Source organism: Variovorax sp. GW821-FHT09D07 (genome assembly GCF_059416345.1).
In genome coordinates this window covers 709,434-727,534 of the sequence record NZ_JBWKOY010000001.1, presented here as the reverse complement: position 1 = coordinate 727,534, position 18,101 = coordinate 709,434, and the positions used below count along the sequence as shown (strand labels likewise).

At 66.5% G+C, this 18,101-nt stretch carries 18 protein-coding genes and 1 tRNA gene; 14 read left to right on the top strand and 5 right to left on the bottom strand.

Going from position 1 to position 18,101, the window contains the following annotated elements:
- Nucleotide 1 precedes the first annotated feature (1 nt).
- The 3 genes from accC to AC07OX_RS03370 are packed head-to-tail and all read left to right on the top strand — an operon-like array spanning nt 2 to nt 3,569.
- Nucleotides 2–2,050 (top strand): acetyl-CoA carboxylase biotin carboxylase subunit, encoded by a 2,049-nt coding sequence (gene accC, locus AC07OX_RS03380; RefSeq protein WP_495259854.1) that lies wholly within the window; start codon nt 2–4, stop codon nt 2,048–2,050.
- Nucleotides 2,050–3,087, top strand: a complete 1,038-nt coding sequence (gene bioB, locus AC07OX_RS03375) for a biotin synthase BioB (RefSeq protein WP_062473215.1) — start codon at nt 2,050–2,052, stop codon at nt 3,085–3,087. Before accC ends, bioB begins: the two co-directional genes overlap by 1 nt.
- Complete coding sequence (locus AC07OX_RS03370) at nt 3,084–3,569, top strand: VOC family protein (RefSeq protein ID WP_495259853.1); 486 nt, start codon at nt 3,084–3,086, stop codon at nt 3,567–3,569. Before bioB ends, AC07OX_RS03370 begins: the two co-directional genes overlap by 4 nt.
- Here AC07OX_RS03370 and AC07OX_RS03365 read toward each other — a convergent pair.
- Nucleotides 3,559–4,056: an Lrp/AsnC family transcriptional regulator gene (locus AC07OX_RS03365; protein ID WP_062473217.1), complete on the bottom strand. Its 498-nt coding sequence runs from the start codon at nt 4,054–4,056 to the stop codon at nt 3,559–3,561. The genes AC07OX_RS03370 and AC07OX_RS03365 overlap by 11 nt on opposite strands.
- 116 nt (nt 4,057–4,172) lie before the next feature.
- Between AC07OX_RS03365 and yedA the strand changes: the two genes are divergently transcribed.
- Entirely contained in the window at nt 4,173–5,096 is a 924-nt protein-coding gene (gene yedA / locus AC07OX_RS03360) for a drug/metabolite exporter YedA (RefSeq protein WP_495259852.1), read from the top strand.
- A 12-nt stretch (nt 5,097–5,108) separates the two neighbouring features.
- Here the strand turns inward: yedA and AC07OX_RS03355 are convergent, their stop codons facing one another.
- From AC07OX_RS03355 to AC07OX_RS03340, 4 genes are all read right to left on the bottom strand, one after another.
- A complete protein-coding gene (locus AC07OX_RS03355) occupies nt 5,109–5,744 on the bottom strand; it encodes a LysE family translocator (protein WP_495259851.1) in 636 nt (211 codons plus the stop codon).
- A complete protein-coding gene (locus AC07OX_RS03350; RefSeq protein WP_495259850.1) occupies nt 5,741–6,367 on the bottom strand; it encodes an RnfABCDGE type electron transport complex subunit B in 627 nt (208 codons plus the stop codon). The genes AC07OX_RS03355 and AC07OX_RS03350 overlap by 4 nt, the downstream gene beginning before the upstream one ends.
- Nucleotides 6,368–6,386: 19 nt before the next feature.
- Nucleotides 6,387–7,847, bottom strand: coding sequence for a polyhydroxyalkanoate depolymerase (locus AC07OX_RS03345; RefSeq protein ID WP_495259849.1), 1,461 nt, complete (start codon nt 7,845–7,847; stop codon nt 6,387–6,389).
- A gap of 155 nt (nt 7,848–8,002) precedes the next feature.
- Nucleotides 8,003–9,199, bottom strand: a complete 1,197-nt coding sequence (locus tag AC07OX_RS03340) for an amino acid aminotransferase (protein WP_495259848.1) — start codon at nt 9,197–9,199, stop codon at nt 8,003–8,005.
- 105 nt (nt 9,200–9,304) lie between these two features.
- Here AC07OX_RS03340 and uvrB point away from each other — a divergent pair, with 105 nt between their 5' ends.
- From uvrB to AC07OX_RS03290, 10 genes are all read left to right on the top strand, one after another.
- Entirely contained in the window at nt 9,305–11,422 is a 2,118-nt protein-coding gene (gene uvrB / locus AC07OX_RS03335) for an excinuclease ABC subunit UvrB (protein WP_495259847.1), read from the top strand.
- A 238-nt stretch (nt 11,423–11,660) separates the two neighbouring features.
- Nucleotides 11,661–12,197 (top strand): Fe-S cluster assembly transcriptional regulator IscR, encoded by a 537-nt coding sequence (gene iscR / locus AC07OX_RS03330; protein WP_056580055.1) that lies wholly within the window; start codon nt 11,661–11,663, stop codon nt 12,195–12,197.
- An 88-nt stretch (nt 12,198–12,285) separates the two neighbouring features.
- Nucleotides 12,286–13,506 (top strand): IscS subfamily cysteine desulfurase, encoded by a 1,221-nt coding sequence (locus tag AC07OX_RS03325; RefSeq protein WP_495259846.1) that lies wholly within the window; start codon nt 12,286–12,288, stop codon nt 13,504–13,506.
- 50 nt (nt 13,507–13,556) lie between these two features.
- Complete coding sequence (gene iscU, locus AC07OX_RS03320; protein WP_062473231.1) at nt 13,557–13,979, top strand: Fe-S cluster assembly scaffold IscU; 423 nt, start codon at nt 13,557–13,559, stop codon at nt 13,977–13,979.
- 1 nt (nt 13,980) lies between these two features.
- Entirely contained in the window at nt 13,981–14,304 is a 324-nt protein-coding gene (iscA, locus tag AC07OX_RS03315; RefSeq protein ID WP_007828190.1) for an iron-sulfur cluster assembly protein IscA, read from the top strand.
- A gap of 152 nt (nt 14,305–14,456) precedes the next feature.
- Nucleotides 14,457–14,975 carry a Fe-S protein assembly co-chaperone HscB gene (gene hscB / locus AC07OX_RS03310; RefSeq protein ID WP_495259844.1) on the top strand — a complete coding sequence of 173 codons (519 nt, stop codon included), beginning with the start codon at nt 14,457–14,459 and terminating at the stop codon, nt 14,973–14,975.
- 6 nt (nt 14,976–14,981) lie between these two features.
- Nucleotides 14,982–16,844, top strand: coding sequence for a Fe-S protein assembly chaperone HscA (hscA, locus tag AC07OX_RS03305; protein ID WP_495259843.1), 1,863 nt, complete (start codon nt 14,982–14,984; stop codon nt 16,842–16,844).
- Between the two features lie 13 nt (nt 16,845–16,857).
- Complete coding sequence (gene fdx, locus AC07OX_RS03300) at nt 16,858–17,196, top strand: ISC system 2Fe-2S type ferredoxin (RefSeq protein WP_070061051.1); 339 nt, start codon at nt 16,858–16,860, stop codon at nt 17,194–17,196.
- Nucleotides 17,196–17,903, top strand: a complete 708-nt coding sequence (gene dnaQ / locus AC07OX_RS03295; RefSeq protein ID WP_495259842.1) for a DNA polymerase III subunit epsilon — start codon at nt 17,196–17,198, stop codon at nt 17,901–17,903. The genes fdx and dnaQ overlap by 1 nt, the downstream gene beginning before the upstream one ends.
- A 75-nt stretch (nt 17,904–17,978) precedes the next feature.
- Nucleotides 17,979–18,053: transfer RNA gene (locus AC07OX_RS03290), tRNA-Val, on the top strand.
- The last annotated feature ends 48 nt before the right edge of the window (nt 18,054–18,101 follow it).

The following is an 18,101-nucleotide window of genomic DNA, read 5'->3' as shown; positions in this document are numbered from 1 at the left end:
CATGTTCAAGAAGATCCTGATCGCCAACCGCGGTGAAATCGCCTGCCGCGTGATTCAAACGGCCAAGAAGATGGGCATCCTGACCGTCGCCGTCTACTCCGACGCCGACAAGGAAGCCCGCCACGTCGAGCTGGCCGACGAGGCCGTGCACATCGGCGCCGCGCCCAGCCGTGAGAGCTACCTGCAGGCCGACCGCATCATCGCGGCCTGCAAGAAGACCGGTGCCGAGGCCGTGCACCCGGGCTACGGCTTCCTGTCGGAGAACGAAGCCTTTGCGCGCAAGGTCGAGGAAGAGGGCATTGCCTTCATCGGCCCGAAGCACTATTCGATCGCGGCCATGGGCGACAAGATCGCCTCGAAGAAGCTCGCGAACGAAGCCCAGGTCAACACCATCCCCGGCTGGAACGACGCCATCGAGACGGCCGAGCGCGCCGTCGAGATCGCCAAGGACATCGGCTACCCGGTGATGATCAAGGCCTCGGCCGGCGGCGGCGGCAAGGGCCTGCGCGTGGCCTTCAACGACAAGGAAGCCTTCGAGGGTTTCACTTCTTGCCGCAACGAGGCGCGCAATTCCTTTGGCGACGACCGTGTGTTCATCGAGAAGTTCGTCGAGGAGCCGCGCCACATCGAGATCCAGGTGCTGGGCGACTCGCACGGCAACGTCATCTACCTGAACGAGCGCGAGTGCTCCATTCAGCGCCGCCACCAGAAGGTGATCGAGGAGGCGCCGTCGCCCTTCATCACCGACGCCACGCGCAAGGCGATGGGCGAGCAGGCCGTGGCACTGGCCAAGGCCGTGAAGTACCAGAGCGCGGGCACGGTGGAGTTCGTGGTCGGCAAGGACCAGAGCTTCTACTTCCTGGAGATGAACACGCGCCTGCAGGTGGAGCACCCGGTGACGGAATGCATCACCGGCCTGGACCTGGTCGAGCTGATGATCCGCGTGGCGGCCGGCGAAAAGCTGCCGCTGACGCAAGCCGACGTGAAGCGCGACGGCTGGGCCATCGAGTGCCGCATCAACGCCGAAGACCCGTTCCGCAACTTCCTGCCCTCGACGGGCCGCCTGGTGAAGTTCCAGCCGCCGGCCGAGAGCATGTTCGCGAGCGACACCGGCCACCTGCACGGCGTGCGCGTGGACACCGGCGTGTACGACGGCGGCGAGATCCCGATGTACTACGACTCGATGATCGCCAAGCTCATCGTGCACGGCAAGGACCGCAACGAAGCCATCGCGCTCATGCGCGAGGCACTCAACGGTTTCGTGATCCGCGGCATCAGCAGCAACATCCCGTTCCAGGCCGCGCTGCTGGCGCACCCGAAGTTCGTGGCGGGCGATTTCAACACCGGCTTCATCGCCGAGCACTACGGCAAGGGCTTCCACGCGGAAGACGTGCCGCACGCCGATCCGGCGTTCCTGGTGGCGCTGGCCGCCTTCGTCAACCGCCGCTACCGCGCGCGCGCCTCAGGCATCAGCGGGCAGCTCGCGGGCCACGGCGTGAAGGTGGGCGAGCAGTTCGTGGTGGTCGAGCTGGGCCCCGAGGGCAAGCATGTGCACCACGCGGTGTCGGTGAGCGACTTCCAGGGCAAGACCGGCGCCAGCGTCGTCACGGTGGGCGACAAGCGCTACCAGATCGAGAGCGACTTCGCGCTCGGCGCGGTGCGCGTGCAGGGCACGGCCAACGGCAAGCCGTTCACGGCGCAGGTGGAGCGCGGCGCGGGCAAGAACCCGCTGGCGCTGCGCGTGTCGCACGACGGCACGCAGATCGAGACCATGGTGCTGTCGCCGCTGGGCGCGCGCCTGCTCGAGCTGATGCCCTACAAGGCGCCGCCCGACCTGAGCAAGTTCCTGATGTCGCCGATGCCGGGCCTCTTAGTCGAGGTGTCGGTGCAGCCGGGGCAGCAGGTCCAGGCCGGCGAGAAGCTGGCCGTGATCGAGGCCATGAAGATGGAAAACGTGCTGTTCGCCACGCAGGACGGCGTGGTGGGCAAGATCTCGGCGGCCAAGGGCGAATCGCTCGCCGTCGACCAAATCATTCTGGAGTTCAACTGATGGGTGCCAACGACCTGCAACAAGCGGCAATCACGCTGCACCGCCCGGCCAAGGCCGTGGCGACGCCCCAGGGCCCCTGGTCCGTGGAGGCCATCCAGGCGCTGCTCGACAAGCCTTTCATGGAACTGCTGTTCGAGGCGCAGACCGTGCACCGTCGGCATTTCCCCGAAGGCGACATCGAGCTGGCCACGCTGCTGTCGGTGAAGACCGGCGGCTGCCCCGAGAACTGCGGCTACTGCCCGCAGTCGGCCGAGTTCGACACCGGCGTGAAGGCGCAAAAGCTGATGGAGGTCGACGAGGTGGTGCGCGCCGCGCAGGCCGCCAAGGACGCCGGCGCCACGCGCTTTTGCATGGGCGCCGCCTGGCGCGCGCCCAAGGACCGCGACGTCGAGAAGGTGGCGGTGCTGGTCGAGGCCGTGAAGGGCCTGGGCCTGCAGACCTGCGCCACGCTGGGCATGCTGGAGCCGCACCACGCGCAGCAGCTCAAGGCCGCCGGCCTCGATTACTACAACCACAACCTGGACACCGCGCCCGAGTACTACACCGACGTGGTCGACACGCGCACCTACCAGGACCGCCTGGACACGCTGGCGGCCGTGCGCAGCGCCGGCATCAGCGTGTGCTGCGGCGGCATCGTGGGCATGGGCGAGCAGCCGGTGCACCGCGCCGGGCTGATCGCGCAGCTCGCCAACATGGACCCGTACCCGGAGTCGGTGCCGATCAACAGCCTGGTGCGCGTGCCCGGCACGCCGCTGGCCGACTCGGAGCCGGTCGATCCCTTCGACTTCGTGCGCATGATCGCCGTGGCGCGCATCACCATGCCGACCGCGCGCGTGCGCCTGTCGGCCGGCCGCCAGCAGATGGGCGAGGCGGTGCAGGCCCTGTGCTTCATGGCCGGCGCCAACTCGATCTTCTACGGCGACAAGCTGCTGGTCACCGGCAACCCCGACGTCGACGCCGACGTGCAGCTGCTGCGCAAGCTCGGCCTGCGCTCGCACCGCACGCAGGAGCAGGCGGAAGAAGGCGGTTGCGCATGACCACGCCGCGTCCCTTCAAGGTGCTGGGCATCCAGCAGATCGCTATCGGCGGCCCCGACAAGCTGCGCCTGCAGAAGCTGTGGGTCGACATGCTGGGGCTCGAGGTGACGGGCACCTTCCGCAGCGAGCGCGAGAACGTCGACGAGGACATCTGTTCGATGGGCAGCGGCCCGTTCAAGGTCGAGGTCGACCTGATGCAGCCGCTGGACCCCGAGAAGAAGCCTGCCGTGCACACCACGCCGCTGAACCACGTCGGCCTGTGGATCGACGACCTGCCCAAGGCCGTCGAGTGGCTCACGGCGCAGGGCGTGCGCTTTGCGCCGGGCGGCATCCGCAAGGGCGCGGCCGGTTTCGACATCTGCTTTTTGCACCCGAAGGCCAACGACGAGTTCCCGATTTCGGGCGAGGGCGTGCTGGTCGAGATGGTGCAGGCGCCACCCGAGGTGGTGACGGCCTTCAACACGCTCGCCGCTACGCGCTGAGTGCCTTGCGCACCGGCGGCTTCACGTCGGCGCGCTGCGGCGGCAGCATCGGCTGGTGCTCGCGCGCCGGGTTCAGGATGATCGAGGTCGCGGTCTCGGTCAGGATGCAGAACTTGGCGAGCACCGCATCGAGGTGCGGCACGTCGATCACGGCGATCTCGAGGATCCAGCTGTCCTCGCCGGTCACGTTGTAGGCATTGACGCATTCGGGCGTCTCCTGCACCAGCTTCACCACGAGGTCGTAGTCGGCGCGTCCGACGCGGATGATCCCGCGGATGCCGTAGCCCAGCCGCGTGAGGTTCACGGTGGCGCGGTAGCCGGTGATGACGCCGGCGGCTTCCAGCTTTTTCACGCGCTCGGTCACGGCCGGCTGGCTCAGGTGCACGCGCCGGCCCAGTTCGGCCATGCTCAGGCGGGCGTCGGCCTGCAGTTCGGCCAGGATGCGGGTGTCGTGGGCGTCCAGCGTGGGGGTCAAGGTGAAGTCCATGGAAGTCCTTTAATTCGACGGTGCGGTGCGAGCAGAACCATGAATTTCGCATGGCTGCCGGCCCATGGCTTTCATACCATGACGGGCATTCCATACCAAGAAGAGACACCCTCGATATGTCGACACTCGCCACGCCCGCGCAGGCCGCGCCTGCCGCTTCCTCCTCGCGTCCCCGGCTGACGCCGCTGCTGTGGCTGTGCCTGGCCGCCACCTGGGTGGTCTGGGGCTCGACCTACCTGGCCATCAAGTACGCGCTGATCAGCTTTCCGCCGTTCCTGCAGATGGGCTCGCGCTTCCTGGTCGCGGGCGTGCTGCTGGCGGCGTGGATGCGCTGGCGCGGCACGCCCTGGCCGATGCGCCTGCAGTGGCGCAATGCGCTGGTCGTCGGCGCGCTGATGCTCGGCGGCGGCATGGGCGGCACGGCCCTGGCCGAGGTGTCGATCGGTTCGGGGCTGGTGGTGGCGTTCATTGCTGTCATTCCGTTGCTGATTGCGCTCTTGAATCTGATCTGGGGCGTGAAGCCGGCGCGGCTCGAAGCGGCCGGCATCGCGCTGGGGCTCGTCGGCGTGCTGATGCTCACGCAGGGCAGCGGCTTCAAGGCCTCGCCCGAAGGGCTGGTGGCGATCTGCGTGGCCTGCATCTGCTGGTCGCTCGGCAGCGTGCTGAGCCAGCGCAAGCTGCCACTGGCACCCGGCGCGATGGGCTTCGCGAGCGAGATGCTGTGCGGCGGCGTGGTGCTGATGGTGCTGGCCGCGGTGTCGGGCGAAACGATGAGTTGGCCGCCGCAGCCGGTGGCGCTGGGGGCGTGGGTCTACCTCGTGGTGTTCGGCTCGCTGATTGCCTTCAACGCCTACATGGTGCTGCTCGCGCAGGCGCCGGCCGGGGTGGCGGCGAGCTACACCTTCGTCAACCCGGTGATCGCGATGCTGCTGGGCGTGTGGATCGCCCACGAGACGGTCACGCGCTTCGAGTGGTACGCCGTGGGCGTGGTGCTGGCGGGCGTGCTGCTGTTGCTGTTCAAGCGCCCGCAGAAGGGCTGAGTTCGACGAGGCTCAGGCGGGGCGGCGCCAGAAGGCGAGGGTGGCGGCCAGCAGCCACATGCCGACGGCACAGCTGCGGTTGAGCGCCTTGAGGCCACGGCGCGAGAGCCAGCGCACGGCCTGCGTGCCGGCGCCGGCATAGGCCAGCATCACGCAGGTGTCGAGCACCACGAAGATCGCGCCCAGCACCAGGTACTGCATGCCCTGGGGCTTGGCCGTGTCGATGAACTGGGGCAGGAAGGCGGCGAAGAACAGCACCGTCTTCGGGTTGGACAGCGCCACCATCAGGCTGCGCACGAGCGCGATGCGACCGTGCGGACGGACCTCGATGGCCGACTTGGCCAGCGCGGTGCCCAGGTCGGTCGCCTCGCTGCGCCACAGCTTGATGCCGAGCCACACCAGGTAGGCCACGCCCGCGACGCGGATCGCGTTGAAGAGCCATTCCGAGGCCGCGAGCAGCGAGCCCAGCCCGAGCGCCACGATCGCGATCAGCGAGACGCTGCCGAGCGACGCACCCGCGATGCCCCAGCTGGCGCGGCGCATGCCGCCGTCGATGCCGTTGGACAGCGCCAGCAGCATGGTCGGGCCGGGAATCACCGCCAGGGCGAGCGAGGCGACGGCGTAGATCAGCAGGGTGTCGAGGGTCATGGTTTCGTGGCGCGTTGTTCGGCGGCGGCGCGGGCTCGTGCCAGCGCGGCTTCGACGATGGAGCGCTTGCGCGTGTCGGCGGCTTGCGGCTCGGCGGCGGCAGGGGCCGGTTCAGCCTCGCGCTTTGCGGCGTCGCGATGTTGGGCGTGCAGCTTGTAGCGTTGGAGTGCGGCTTCGGCTTGTGCCTGCGACCACGCCTGCCAGCCGCTGCGGCCAGGGGTTTCAATCTCGAGCGAAATGCAATCGACCGGGCACACCGGAATGCACAGCTCGCACCCCGTGCAGTGCGCCTCGACCACCGTGTGCATGCGCTTGTGGATGCCGATGATCGCGTCGGTCGGGCAGGCGTCGAGGCACAGCGTGCAGCCGATGCACCAGGCCTCGTCGATGACGGCCATGGCGCGCGGGCCTTCGGTGCCGAACTGCGGGTCGAGCGGCAGCACGGGGCGGCCCGTGAGCAGCGCCAGGCGCTCGATGCCCTCGGCGCCGCCCGGCGGGCACTGATTGATGCCGGCCTCGCCGTCGGCGATGGCCTGCGCGTAGCCTGCGCAATCCGGGTAGCCGCACCGTGTGCACTGCGTCTGAGGCAGTGCGTCGTTGATGCGTGCGGCCAGCCCGTTCACGGTGGGTGATGCGCGCGGCTCAGCGCGCGGCGCTGGCGCGGGGCTTCTTTGCCGCTGCGACCGGCTTCTTGGCAGCCGGCGCGGCCTTCACGGCGACGGCCTTCTTGGCGGCGACCGGCGTCTTGCGGGCCGCGGCGGTTGCCACGGCCTTCAGCTTCTGACCGGGCTTGATGCGGTCTTCGGCCGGCAGCTCTTCGCGCGCACCGGCGCGGCGCTGGGGCTCGTCGCTGGCGGCGATGAAGTTGCGCACCTTCGGGTAGACCAGGTCGCGCCAGCGGCGGCCGCTGAAGATGCCGTAGTGGCCCGCGCCCTTGACCTCGTAGTGCTCGCGCTTGGCGTCGGCGATGCCGGTGCACAGGCTGTGCGCGGCCTGGGTCTGGCCCGAGCCGGAGATGTCGTCGAGTTCGCCTTCGACGGTGAGCAGGGCGGTGGCGTGGATGTCCTGCGGACGCACACGCTCCACCTGGCCGGCGGGGCTCTTCACGTCCCAGGTGCCGTTGACCAGGTCGAAGTCCTGGAACACGGTGCGGATGGTCTCCAGGTAGTAGTCCGCGTCCATGTCGAGCACGGCGTTGTACTCGTCGTAGAACTTGCGATGGGCTTCGGCGCTGGCGTCGTCACCCTTGATCAGGTCCTTGAAGTAGTCGTAGTGGCTGCTGGCGTGGCGGTCGGGGTTCATGGCCACGAAGCCCGTGTGCTGCAGGAAGCCCGGATAGACCTTGCGGCCCGCGCCCGGGAAGCCTTGCGGCACGCGGTAGATCACGTTGTTCTCGAACCACTCGAAGCTCTTGTTGGTCGCGAGGTTGTTCACGGCCGTGGGCGATTTGCGCGCGTCGATCGGGCCGCCCATCATGGTCATCGTGAGGGGCAGCGGCTCGCCGCGGCTGGCCATGAGCGACACGGCCGCCAGCACCGGCACGGTGGGCTGGCACACGCTCACGACGTGGCAGTTGCCGTACTCGGCCTGCAGGCGGCGGATGAACTCCTGCACGTAGTTGATGTAGTCGTCCAGGTGGAACTCGCCGTCCGACAGCGGCACCAGGCGCGCGTTCTTCCAGTCGGTGATGTAGACCTTGTGGTCCTGCAGCATGGTGCGCACGGTGTCGCGCAGCAGCGTGGCGTAATGGCCCGACAGCGGCGCCACGATCAGCACCACGGGCTGGCTCTTGAGCGTCTTGAGGATATGCGGTTCGTCGGTGAAGCGCTTGAAGCGGCGCAGTTCGCAGAAGGGCTTGTCGAGCTCGACGGCCTCCTGGATCACGACCTCTTCGCCGTCGACCTTGACGGACTTGATGTTGAACTCGGGCTTCTCGTAGTCCTTGCCCAGCCGGTACAGCAGGTCATAGCCGGCGGCCATGCGCTGTGCCATCGGCAGTTGGCTCCAGACGGCGCCGGGGCCGTAGAGCTTGGAGGCGGCCTGGGCGAAGTCCGAAAAGGGCTCCATCAGGGAACGCTGGGCTTCGTAGAGTTGATAGAGCATCGCGGGTCTTTGAGTGGATGTTGCAGTGCAATATATCAGTGCATTTGCCGCGGCGCAGGGGGCCGAACCCTAGCCCGCAGCGGGCTGGATTCGGCTTCTGTGGCCGAATGTGAACGAATCGTCAAAAAGTCGATTCAGTCACATCCGGTTGTCACCTAGATGACCTTCGCAATCGACGCGCAGACGTAGTCGATGTTCTTGCTGTTGAGCGCGGCGACGCACATGCGGCCGGTGTCGGTGCCGTACACGCCGAACTCGTTGCGCAGGCGCACCATCTGGTCCTTGGTCAGGCCCGAGTAGCTGAACATGCCGATCTGGGTGGTGATGAAGCTCATGTCTTCCTTCACGCCGGCGGCCTTCAGGCCGTCGACCAGCTTCTGGCGCATGGCCTTGATGCGCACGCGCATCTCGCCCAGTTCCTTTTCCCACAGGGCGCGCAGCTCGGGGGTGCCCAGCACCGCGGCCACCACGGCGCCGCCGTGGATCGGCGGGTTGCTGTAGTTGGTGCGGATGGCGATCTTGAGTTGCGACAGCACGCGGCCGGCTTCTTCCTTGTTCTCGCACAGCACCGACAGGGCGCCGACGCGTTCGCCGTACAGGCTGAAGCTCTTGGAGAACGAGGTCGAGACGAAGAAGGTCAGGCCGGCGTCGACGAACTTGGCAACGGCTGCGCCGTCTTCCTTCAGGCCGTAGCCGAAGCCCTGGTAGGCCATGTCGAGGAAGGGCACCAGGCCCTTGGCCTTGACGGCCGCAACGACCTGGTCCCACTGCTCGGGGGTGATGTCGTAGCCGGTCGGGTTGTGGCAGCAGGCGTGCAGCACGACGATGGTGCCGGCCGGTGCCGCGTTCAGGGCGGCCAGCATGCCGTCGAAGTTGATGCCGCGCTGGGCGGCGTCGTAGTAGGGGTAGCTCTCGACCGTGAAGCCGGCGTTGGTGAACAGCGCGCGGTGGTTTTCCCAGCTCGGGTTGCTGATCAGCACGGTGGCGTTGGGGTTGAGCTTCTTGAGGAAGTCGGCGCCGACCTTCAGGCCGCCGGTGCCGCCGATGGCCTGGATGGTGGCCACGCGGCCGGAGGTGACGGGCTCGCTCTCGGGGCCGAAGACCAGGCCCTTGACGGCGTTGTCGTAGGCCACGATGCCGTCGATCGGCAGGTAGCCGCGGGCCGAGGGGGCCTTCATCATGTTCTGCTCTGCGGCCTGCACGCACTGGAGCAGGGGCAGCTTGCCGTTGTCGTCGTAATACACGCCGACGCCGAGATTGACCTTGAGGGGGTTGGTGTCGGCTGCAAATTGCTCGTTGAGGCCGAGGATCGGGTCGCGCGGCGCCATTTCGACCGCGGTGAACATAGACATGGAAAGGTCCTTTGGGATGAAAGCTTCGCTGGCAACCGGAGGAGGCTTTATCCTTTCCGGTTGCCTTGAATTTTACCGGCGCCACGCCACCTGTCGGGAACAGCCATGCCAGAGAACACCGAAGCCATAGCAGACCTGAAGAAAGTCGACCCGATCGGGCCGGCGAAACAGGGCGAATTCATCCGCTATCCCGACTCGCCGTTCGAGCTGTTCCAGCCCTATCCGCCGGCAGGCGACCAGCCCACGGCCATCGACGGCCTGGTGGCCGGGGTGCTCGACGGCGAGGTGTACCAGACGCTGCTGGGCGTGACCGGCTCGGGCAAGACCTTCACCATGGCCAACGTGATCGCCCGGCTGGGCCGTCCGGCCATCGTGTTCGCACCCAACAAGACGCTGGCGGCGCAGCTCTACAGCGAATTCCGCGAGTTCTTCCCGAAGAACGCCGTCGAGTACTTCGTGAGCTACTACGACTACTACCAGCCCGAGGCCTACGTGCCGCAGCGCGACCTGTTCATCGAGAAGGACTCCTCGATCAACGAGCACATCGAGCAGATGCGGCTGTCGGCCACCAAGAGCGTGCTGGAGCGGCGCGACACGGTCATCGTGGCCACGGTGAGCGCCATCTACGGCATCGGCACGCCCGAGGACTACATGGAGATGCGGCTGATTGCCCGCGTGGGCGACAAGGTCGGCCAGCGCGACCTGATCTCGCGGCTCATCCGCATGCAGTACACGCGCAACGAGCAGGACTTTGCGCGCGGCACGTTCCGCGTGCGCGGCGACACCATCGACGTGTTCCCGGCCGAGCACAGCGAGCTGGCGATCCGCTTCGAGCTGTTCGACGACGAGATCGAGTCGCTGCAGCTGTTCGACCCGCTCACCGGACGCATCCGCCAGAAGGTGCCGCGCTTCACGGTGTACCCGTCGAGCCACTACGTGACGCCGCGCGACAAGGTGCTGGCGGCGGTCGAAACCATCAAGATCGAGCTGGCCGGCCGGCTCAAGGAGCTGACCGGCTCCGGCAAGCTGGTCGAAGCGCAGCGGCTGGAGCAGCGCACGCGCTTCGACCTGGAAATGCTGGCCGAAATCGGCCACTGCAAGGGCATCGAGAATTACACGCGGCACCTTTCGGGCGCGGAACCTGGCGACCCGCCGGCGACGCTCACCGACTACATGCCGAAGGACTCGTTGATGTTCCTCGACGAGAGCCATCAGATGATGGGCCAGCTCAGCGCCATGTACAACGGCGACCGGGCGCGCAAGGTCACGCTGGTCGAGTACGGCTTTCGCTTGCCGAGCGCGCTGGACAACCGGCCGCTCAAGCTCGAGGAGTTCGAGAAGCGGGTGCGCCAGTGCATCTTCGTGTCGGCCACGCCGGCGCAGTACGAAAAGGACCACGCCGGCAACGTGGTCGAGCAGCTGGTGCGGCCGACCGGGCTGATCGACCCCGAGGTCGAGGTGCGTCCCGCCACGCACCAGGTGGATGACGTGCTGGGCGAGATCCGCATCCGCGTCGAGAAGAACGAACGCGTGCTGATCACCACGCTGACCAAGCGCATGGCCGAGCAGCTCACCGACTACCTGAGCGACAACGGCGTGAAGGTGCGCTACCTGCACAGCGACGTGGACACGGTCGAGCGGGTCGAGATCCTGCGCGACCTGCGTCTGGGCACCTTCGACGTGCTGGTGGGCATCAACCTGCTGCGCGAGGGGCTGGACATTCCCGAGGTGTCGCTGGTGGCGATCCTCGATGCCGACAAGGAAGGCTTCCTGCGCGCGGAGCGTTCGCTGATCCAGACCATCGGCCGCGCGGCGCGCAACCTGAACGGCAAGGCCATTCTTTATGCCGACCGGATGACCGAGTCGATGAAGAAGGCCATCGGTGAAACCGAGCGCCGCCGCACCCGGCAGATTGCCCACAACGAGGCGAACGGCATCACGCCGCGCAGCATCGTGAAGCAGGTGCGCGACCTGATCGACGGCGTCTACAGCGAGAAGACCGGCAAGGAAATGGCCAAGCTCGACCTGGAACGCGCCAAGGTCGAGGACATGAGCGAGAAAGACATCGCCCGGGAAATCAAGCGGCTCGAGAAGCAGATGCTGGAGCACGCCCGCAACCTCGAGTTCGAAAAAGCGGCCCGGGTGCGCGACCAGCTGGCGCTGCTGCGCGAGCAGGCTTTCGGGGCGTCGGGCGGCGACAACATCGCCGGTTTGGCGTCCTGATTTCAGCTAGGTCATAAGTTCGCTTTCTTCAAGCGAGCCGCGCTGGGGTTTACCCGAGCAGATCTCAGGGGCTTCTGCTATACTTGACCGAAATACTCAACAACAAAGAACTTCGCGATGAAGGACCGACTCCTACCGGCTGGTTCACCAGCGTCGGGGTCGGGCAGGGCGGAGACGAAGTCACCGCGGCCCAAGGCTGTGGTGTCATTTCAACGGTAAGCACTTGAAGGAGCTTGCGATGCGTCTCACTACCAAAGGCCGTTTTGCGGTCACAGCAATGATCGATCTGGCGTTGCGTCAGAACACCGGTCCGGTCACGCTGGCTGCGATCAGCCAGCGGCAGCAGATTTCGTTGTCGTACCTCGAACAGCTGTTCGGCAAACTGCGCCGCCACGAGCTGGTCGAGTCGACCCGCGGCCCCGGCGGCGGCTACAGCCTCGGCCGCAAGGCGGCGGACATCACGGTCGCCGACATCATCGTGTCCGTCGACGAGCCGATCGATGCCACCCAGTGCGGCGGCAAGGAAAACTGCCTCGGTGAGCAGGGTCGCTGCATGACCCACGAGCTCTGGGCCTCGCTGAACCAGCGCATGGTCGAGTTCCTCGACTCCGTCACGCTGCAGAAGCTGGTCGACGACCAGATCGCCAAGGGCGTGCAGATCGAGAACAAGCCGGTCGTCAAGCGCGCCATCTCGGCCCAGCCGGTGGTCAAGCCCATCCGCGTGAATGCGCCGAATTCGGTCTTCGCCCTCGGCAACGTCTTCGCGAAGTCCTGACCCCGATGAGTCCGGCGATGCCTGCGGGCATCGCCCTGAGTTTGCCCTGATCCCAGAACACAACCCCCCACGCCAGCCCGAGCCAGCCATGGACGTCACTCCTCATTTCCCGATCTATCTCGATTACGGCGCCACCACGCCGGTCGACCCGCGTGTGGTCGACGCCATGATTCCCTGGTTGCGCGAACATTTCGGCAACCCGGCATCGCGCAGCCACGCCTGGGGCTGGGAAGCCGAAGAAGCGGTCGAGAAAGCGCGCGGCCAGGTGGCCGACCTGATCAACGCCGACCCGCGTGAAATCGTCTGGTCGTCGGGCGCCACCGAGTCGATCAACCTGGCGCTCAAGGGCGCGGCCCACTTCTACAAGGGCAAGGGCAAGCACCTGATCACCCTGAAGACCGAGCACAAGGCTGTGCTCGACACCATGCGCGAACTCGAGCGCCAGGGCTTCGAAGTGACCTACCTCGACGTCGAGGAAAACGGCCTCGTCGATCTCGAGAAGTTCAAGGCGGCCATCCGCCCCGACACCATCCTGGCCAGCGTGCTGTTCGTGAACAACGAAATCGGCGTGATCCAGGACGTGGTCGCGCTGGGCAATGCCTGCCGCGAAAAGGGCGTGATCTTCCACGTCGACTCGGCCCAGGCCACCGGCAAGATCGACATCGACATCACGAAGCTGCCCATCGACCTGATGAGCCTGGCTTCGCACAAGACCTACGGCCCCAAGGGCATCGGCGCGCTGTACGTGCGCCGCAAGCCGCGCATCCGCCTCGAAGCGCAGATGCACGGCGGTGGCCACGAGCGCGGCATGCGCTCGGGCACGCTGCCCACGCATCAGATCGTCGGCATGGGCGAGGCCTACCGCATCGCCAAGCTCGAGATGAAGGACGACATCGCCCATGCGGTCCGCCTGCAGAAGCGCCTGCTCGACGGCCTGAAGGATGTCGAACAGGTCTTCATCAACGGCGACCTCGAGCGCCGCGTGCCGCACAACCTGAACATGAGCTTCAACTACGTCGAAGGCGAGTCGCTGATCATGGGCATCAAGGGCCTGGCGGTGTCGTCGGGTTCGGCCTGCACCTCGGCCAGCCTGGAGCCCAGCTATGTGCTGCGCGCCCTGGGCCGCAGCGACGAGCTGGCCCACAGCAGCCTGCGCATGACCATCGGCCGTTTCACGACCGAAGAAGAAATCGACTACGCCATCTCGACCATCAAGCACAACGTCGCCAAGCTGCGCGAGCTGAGCCCCCTGTGGGAGATGTTCCAGGACGGCGTCGACATCAGCACGATCCAGTGGTCGGCCCACTGACCCAGGCCAGCCCAAGGCTCCACGATTGAACAAAGTTTGAGAGGTACACCATGGCATATTCTTCCAAGGTCATCGACCACTACGAAAATCCCCGCAACGTCGGCTCCTTCGAAAAGGGCGACGACTCGGTAGGCACCGGCATGGTCGGCGCACCGGCTTGCGGCGACGTGATGAAGCTGCAGATCAAGGTCAACCCCGAAACCGGCGTGATCGAAGACGCGCGCTTCAAGACCTACGGCTGCGGCTCGGCCATCGCCTCGTCGTCGCTCGTGACCGAATGGGTCAAGGGCAAGACGCTCGACGAAGCGGCAGCCCTCAAGAACGCGCAGATCGCCGAAGAACTGGCGCTGCCGCCGGTCAAGATCCACTGCTCGATCCTCGCGGAAGACGCCATCAAGGCGGCCGTGAGCGACTACAAGGCCAAGCACGGCGCCAAGACCCCCGAGTCGACCGCCGAAGCTGCTGTTCACTGAGATGGCCGTCACGCTGACCGAAGCCGCTGCGCGCCACGTCACCCGCTACCTCGGCAAACGAGGCAAGGGCGTGGGCGTGCGGCTGGGCGTGAAGACCACCGGCTGCTCGGGCCTGGCCTACAAGCTCGAGTACGTCGACGAGTTCACGCCTGAAGACGTGGTGTTCGAAGACCACGGCGTGAAGGTGCTGGTCGACCCGAAGAGCCTGGCCTACATCGACGGCACGCAGCTCGACTTCGTGCGCGAAGGCCTGAACGAGGGCTTCAAGTTCATCAACCCGAACGAACGTGATCGCTGCGGCTGCGGCGAAAGTTTTCGCATCTGATGCGTCGTCGCTGACCGCGACCACAGCCGCCACCATGTCATGTGCTGGCGGTTTTTTCTTGATCCTATGAGCCCCCACGTTCGGCACTTTGTGTCCTCACTGCCCCCCGAGGGGGCGCAGACCGCCTTTGGGGCGGCCCGGCAGGCAGTCTGATGAACCTCAACGACACCGACTTCCAACTGTTCGCCGTCCCGGCGACCTTCGCGCAGGACCGCGCCGTGCTCGACGCGCGCTGGAAGGAGCTGCAGCGCGAGGCGCACCCGGACCGCTTTGCCGCGCAGGGTGCCGCCGCGCAGCGCGTGGCCATGCAGTGGTCGGTGCGCATCAACGAGGCCTACCAGCGGTTGAAAGACCCGATCCGCCGCGCGAGCTACATCTGCGAACTCAACGGCGCACCGCTGAATGCGGAGAACAACACGGCGATGCCGGGTGCCTTTCTCATGCAGCAGATGGAGTGGCGCGAAGCGCTCGACGACGCCCGCGACATCGCCGCCGTCGAACTGCTGCAGGCCGACGTCGAAACCACGCGCGCCCGCGCACTCTCGTCGCTCGACTGGCTGATCGACGAGAAGGGTGACTACCCCGGTGCCGTTCAGCAAGTGAGAGCCCTCATGTTCATTGAGCGCTTCGGCGAGGACGTCGAGAAAAAACTCGATCAGTTGGGACAATAAGCCCTTATGGCTCTTCTTCAGATTTCCGAACCCGGCCAGGCGCCTGACCCGCACCAGCGCCGCATCGCCGTGGGCATCGACTTGGGCACCACGCATTCGCTGGTGGCCTCGGTGCGCAACGGCGTGGCCGAATGCCTGCCCGACGACCAGGGCCGCGTGCTGCTGCCCTCGGCCGTGCGCTACCTGGACGGCGATCGCCGCCAGATCGGCTTCGACGCCGTGGCCGCGCGCGCGCAGGACCCCGCCAACACCATCACCTCGGTCAAGCGGCTCATGGGCCGCGGCCTGGCCGACATTGCGAACCGCGACGCCATGTCGTACCGCATCGGCGGCGACGACGGCGGCATGGTCAAGGTGCAGACCTCGGCCGGCGAGAAGTCGCCCGTCGAGATCAGCGCCGAGATCCTGGCCACGCTGCGCTACCGCGCCGAAGACACCTTCGACGACGAACTCTACGGCGCCGTCATCACCGTGCCGGCCTACTTCGACGAAGGCCAGCGCCAGGCGACCAAGGACGCCGCGCAGCTCGCGGGCCTGAACGTGCTGCGCCTCATCAGCGAGCCGACCGCCGCCGCCATCGCCTACGGCCTGGACAACGCGAGCGAAGGTGTCTATGCGGTCTACGACCTGGGCGGTGGCACCTTCGACATCTCGATCCTGCGGCTCACGCAGGGCGTGTTCGAAGTGATCGCCACGGGCGGCGACTCGGCCCTGGGCGGCGACGACTACGACCATGCCATCGCCGACTTCGTGCTCGCGCAGACCGGCCGTCAAGCCGGCAGCGACAACGACCGCGCCGCGCTGCTCGTGGCAGCGCGCGCCGCGAAAGAAGCACTGACCGATGCCGAGTCGACCCTCTTCAGCGCCGCGCTGGCAGGTGGCCATGCCGAGTTCACGCTGACGCGCGCGCAGTTCTTCGCCGCCACGCAGGCGCTCACCGACCGCACCCTCGCGGCCGTGCGCAAGGCGTTGCGCGACGCGAAGCTCAAGCCCGAAGAGTTGCAGGGGATCGTGCTCGTCGGCGGCTCCACGCGCATGCCGCAGATCCGCAGCGCCGTGGCCGCCTATTTCGGCCGCGAGCCGCTGATCAACCTGAACCCCGACGAGGTCGTGGCGCTCGGCGCCGCCATCCAGGCCAACCAGCTGGCCGGCAACAACGGCGCGGGCGAGCTGCTGCTGCTCGACGTGATCCCGCTGTCGCTCGGCATCGAGACCATGGGCGGCCTGGTCGAGCGCATCGTGCCGCGCAACCAGACCATCCCCACCGCGATGGCGCAGGACTTCACGACCTACCAGGACGGGCAGACCGCGCTGGCGTTGCACGTGGTGCAGGGCGAGCGCGACCTCGTGTCCGACTGCCGCAGCCTCGCGCGCTTCACGCTGCGCGGCATCCCGCCGATGGCGGCCGGCGCGGCGCGCATCCGCGTGACCTTCACCGTCGACGCCGACGGCCTGCTGAGCGTGAGCGCCAAGGAGCAGGGCAGCGGCGTCGAGGCCAGCGTGGCGGTCAAGCCGTCGTACGGCCTGTCGGACGACCAGATCGCGACCATGCTGCAGGAAAGCTTCTCCACCGCCCAGCAGGACATGCAGGCCCGTGCGCTGGTGGAATCGCGCGTCGATGCCGACCGGATGCTGCTGGCCACGCAGAGCGCGCTCGATGCCGACGGCGACCTGCTGAGCGCCGAAGAACGCGCCGCCATCGATGCCTCGATGGCGCGGCTGCGCGAAACCGCCAAGAGCAGCAACGAAGCTGCCGCGATCGAAGCCGCCACGAAGGCGCTGGCCAACGACACCGAAGCCTTCGCCGCCCAGCGCATGAACGCGGGCATTGCACGCGCGCTCGCCGGCCGCAAGGTCGAATCCCTGTAGACAGAACCATTTCATGCCCACGATCAAGATCTACCCGCATCCCGAGTACTGCCCGCAAGGCGCCGAGATCACCGCGCCCGCCGGCACCTCGATCTGCGAGGCCCTGCTCGACCACGACATCAACATCGAGCACGCCTGCGAGATGAGCTGCGCCTGCACCACCTGCCACGTGATCGTGCGCGCGGGCTTCGACTCGCTGAACGAAGCGGAAGAGGGCGAAGAAGATTTGCTCGACCGCGCCTGGGGCCTGGAGCCGCAATCGCGCCTGAGTTGCCAGTCGATCCTGGCGCAGGAGAATGTGACGATCGAGATTCCGAAGTACTCGATCAACCACGCCAAGGAAAACCACTGATGTCGCGCCAGATCGTTCTCGATACCGAAACCACCGGGCTCTCTGCGGAGAACGGCGACCGCATCATCGAGCTGGGCTGCGTGGAGCTGTTCGCGCGCAAGCTCACCGGCAACGACCTGCACATCTACTTCAACCCGGAGCGCGAGAGCCACGAGGACGCGCTCAAGGTCCACGGCCTGACCACCGACTTCCTGCGCGACAAGCCGAAGTTCGCCACGCTGGGCAAGGACATCATCGAGTACCTGCGCGACGCCGAGCTGATCATCCACAACGCGGCCTTCGACGTCGGCTTTCTCAACAAGGAATTCGAGCGCGCCGGCCTGCCGCCGCTCAAGACCTTCGTGAGCGAAGTGACCGACACGCTGGCCATGGCCAAGCTGGTGTACCCGGGCAAGCGCAATTCGCTCGACGCGCTGTGCGACCGCTTCGGCGTCGACCGCTCGAACCGCACCTTCCACGGCGCCAAGCTCGACGCGCAGCTGCTCGCCGACGTCTACATCAACCTCACGCGCGGGCAGGACGCACTGCTGATCGACGTGGCCTCGAACGAGCCCGCGCAGGGCACTACCATCGTGGCCATCGACCTGAGCCAGTTCGAGCTGCCGGTGATCGCGGCGGCCGAGCATGAACTCAGCGCGCACGAGGCCGTGTTGTCGCAACTCGACAAATCCAGCGGCGGAAAAACTTTATTTCGCCAAAACGGCTGAAAAGCTATGGCATAATCTGAGGCTTCGCACAACGCGATACGTGTTCAAGACACTGAACTCAAAAGCAGTGTCTCAGGGCGGTTAGCTCAGGGGTAGAGCACAGCATTCACACTGCTGGGGTCGGAGGTTCGAAGCCTCCACCGCCCACCATTTCAGACCTACGACAGACGGCACCATCAGGTGCCGTTTTCGTTTCAG

Coding starts and splice junctions, on each gene's coding strand:
- yedA (WP_495259852.1), top strand. CDS start 4,173: ATGTCGACACTCGCCACGCCCGCGCAGGCCGCGCCTGCCGCTTCCTCC.
- bioB (WP_062473215.1), top strand. CDS start 2,050: ATGGGTGCCAACGACCTGCAACAAGCGGCAATCACGCTGCACCGCCCG.
- iscU (WP_062473231.1), top strand. CDS start 13,557: ATGGCATATTCTTCCAAGGTCATCGACCACTACGAAAATCCCCGCAAC.
- hscA (WP_495259843.1), top strand. CDS start 14,982: ATGGCTCTTCTTCAGATTTCCGAACCCGGCCAGGCGCCTGACCCGCAC.
- AC07OX_RS03340 (WP_495259848.1), bottom strand. CDS start 9,199: ATGTCTATGTTCACCGCGGTCGAAATGGCGCCGCGCGACCCGATCCTC.
- hscB (WP_495259844.1), top strand. CDS start 14,457: ATGAACCTCAACGACACCGACTTCCAACTGTTCGCCGTCCCGGCGACC.
- iscA (WP_007828190.1), top strand. CDS start 13,981: ATGGCCGTCACGCTGACCGAAGCCGCTGCGCGCCACGTCACCCGCTAC.
- AC07OX_RS03355 (WP_495259851.1), bottom strand. CDS start 5,744: ATGACCCTCGACACCCTGCTGATCTACGCCGTCGCCTCGCTCGCCCTG.
- accC (WP_495259854.1), top strand. CDS start 2: ATGTTCAAGAAGATCCTGATCGCCAACCGCGGTGAAATCGCCTGCCGC.
- AC07OX_RS03370 (WP_495259853.1), top strand. CDS start 3,084: ATGACCACGCCGCGTCCCTTCAAGGTGCTGGGCATCCAGCAGATCGCT.
- fdx (WP_070061051.1), top strand. CDS start 16,858: ATGCCCACGATCAAGATCTACCCGCATCCCGAGTACTGCCCGCAAGGC.
- AC07OX_RS03345 (WP_495259849.1), bottom strand. CDS start 7,847: ATGCTCTATCAACTCTACGAAGCCCAGCGTTCCCTGATGGAGCCCTTT.
- dnaQ (WP_495259842.1), top strand. CDS start 17,196: ATGTCGCGCCAGATCGTTCTCGATACCGAAACCACCGGGCTCTCTGCG.
- uvrB (WP_495259847.1), top strand. CDS start 9,305: ATGCCAGAGAACACCGAAGCCATAGCAGACCTGAAGAAAGTCGACCCG.
- AC07OX_RS03325 (WP_495259846.1), top strand. CDS start 12,286: ATGGACGTCACTCCTCATTTCCCGATCTATCTCGATTACGGCGCCACC.
- AC07OX_RS03365 (WP_062473217.1), bottom strand. CDS start 4,056: ATGGACTTCACCTTGACCCCCACGCTGGACGCCCACGACACCCGCATC.
- iscR (WP_056580055.1), top strand. CDS start 11,661: ATGCGTCTCACTACCAAAGGCCGTTTTGCGGTCACAGCAATGATCGAT.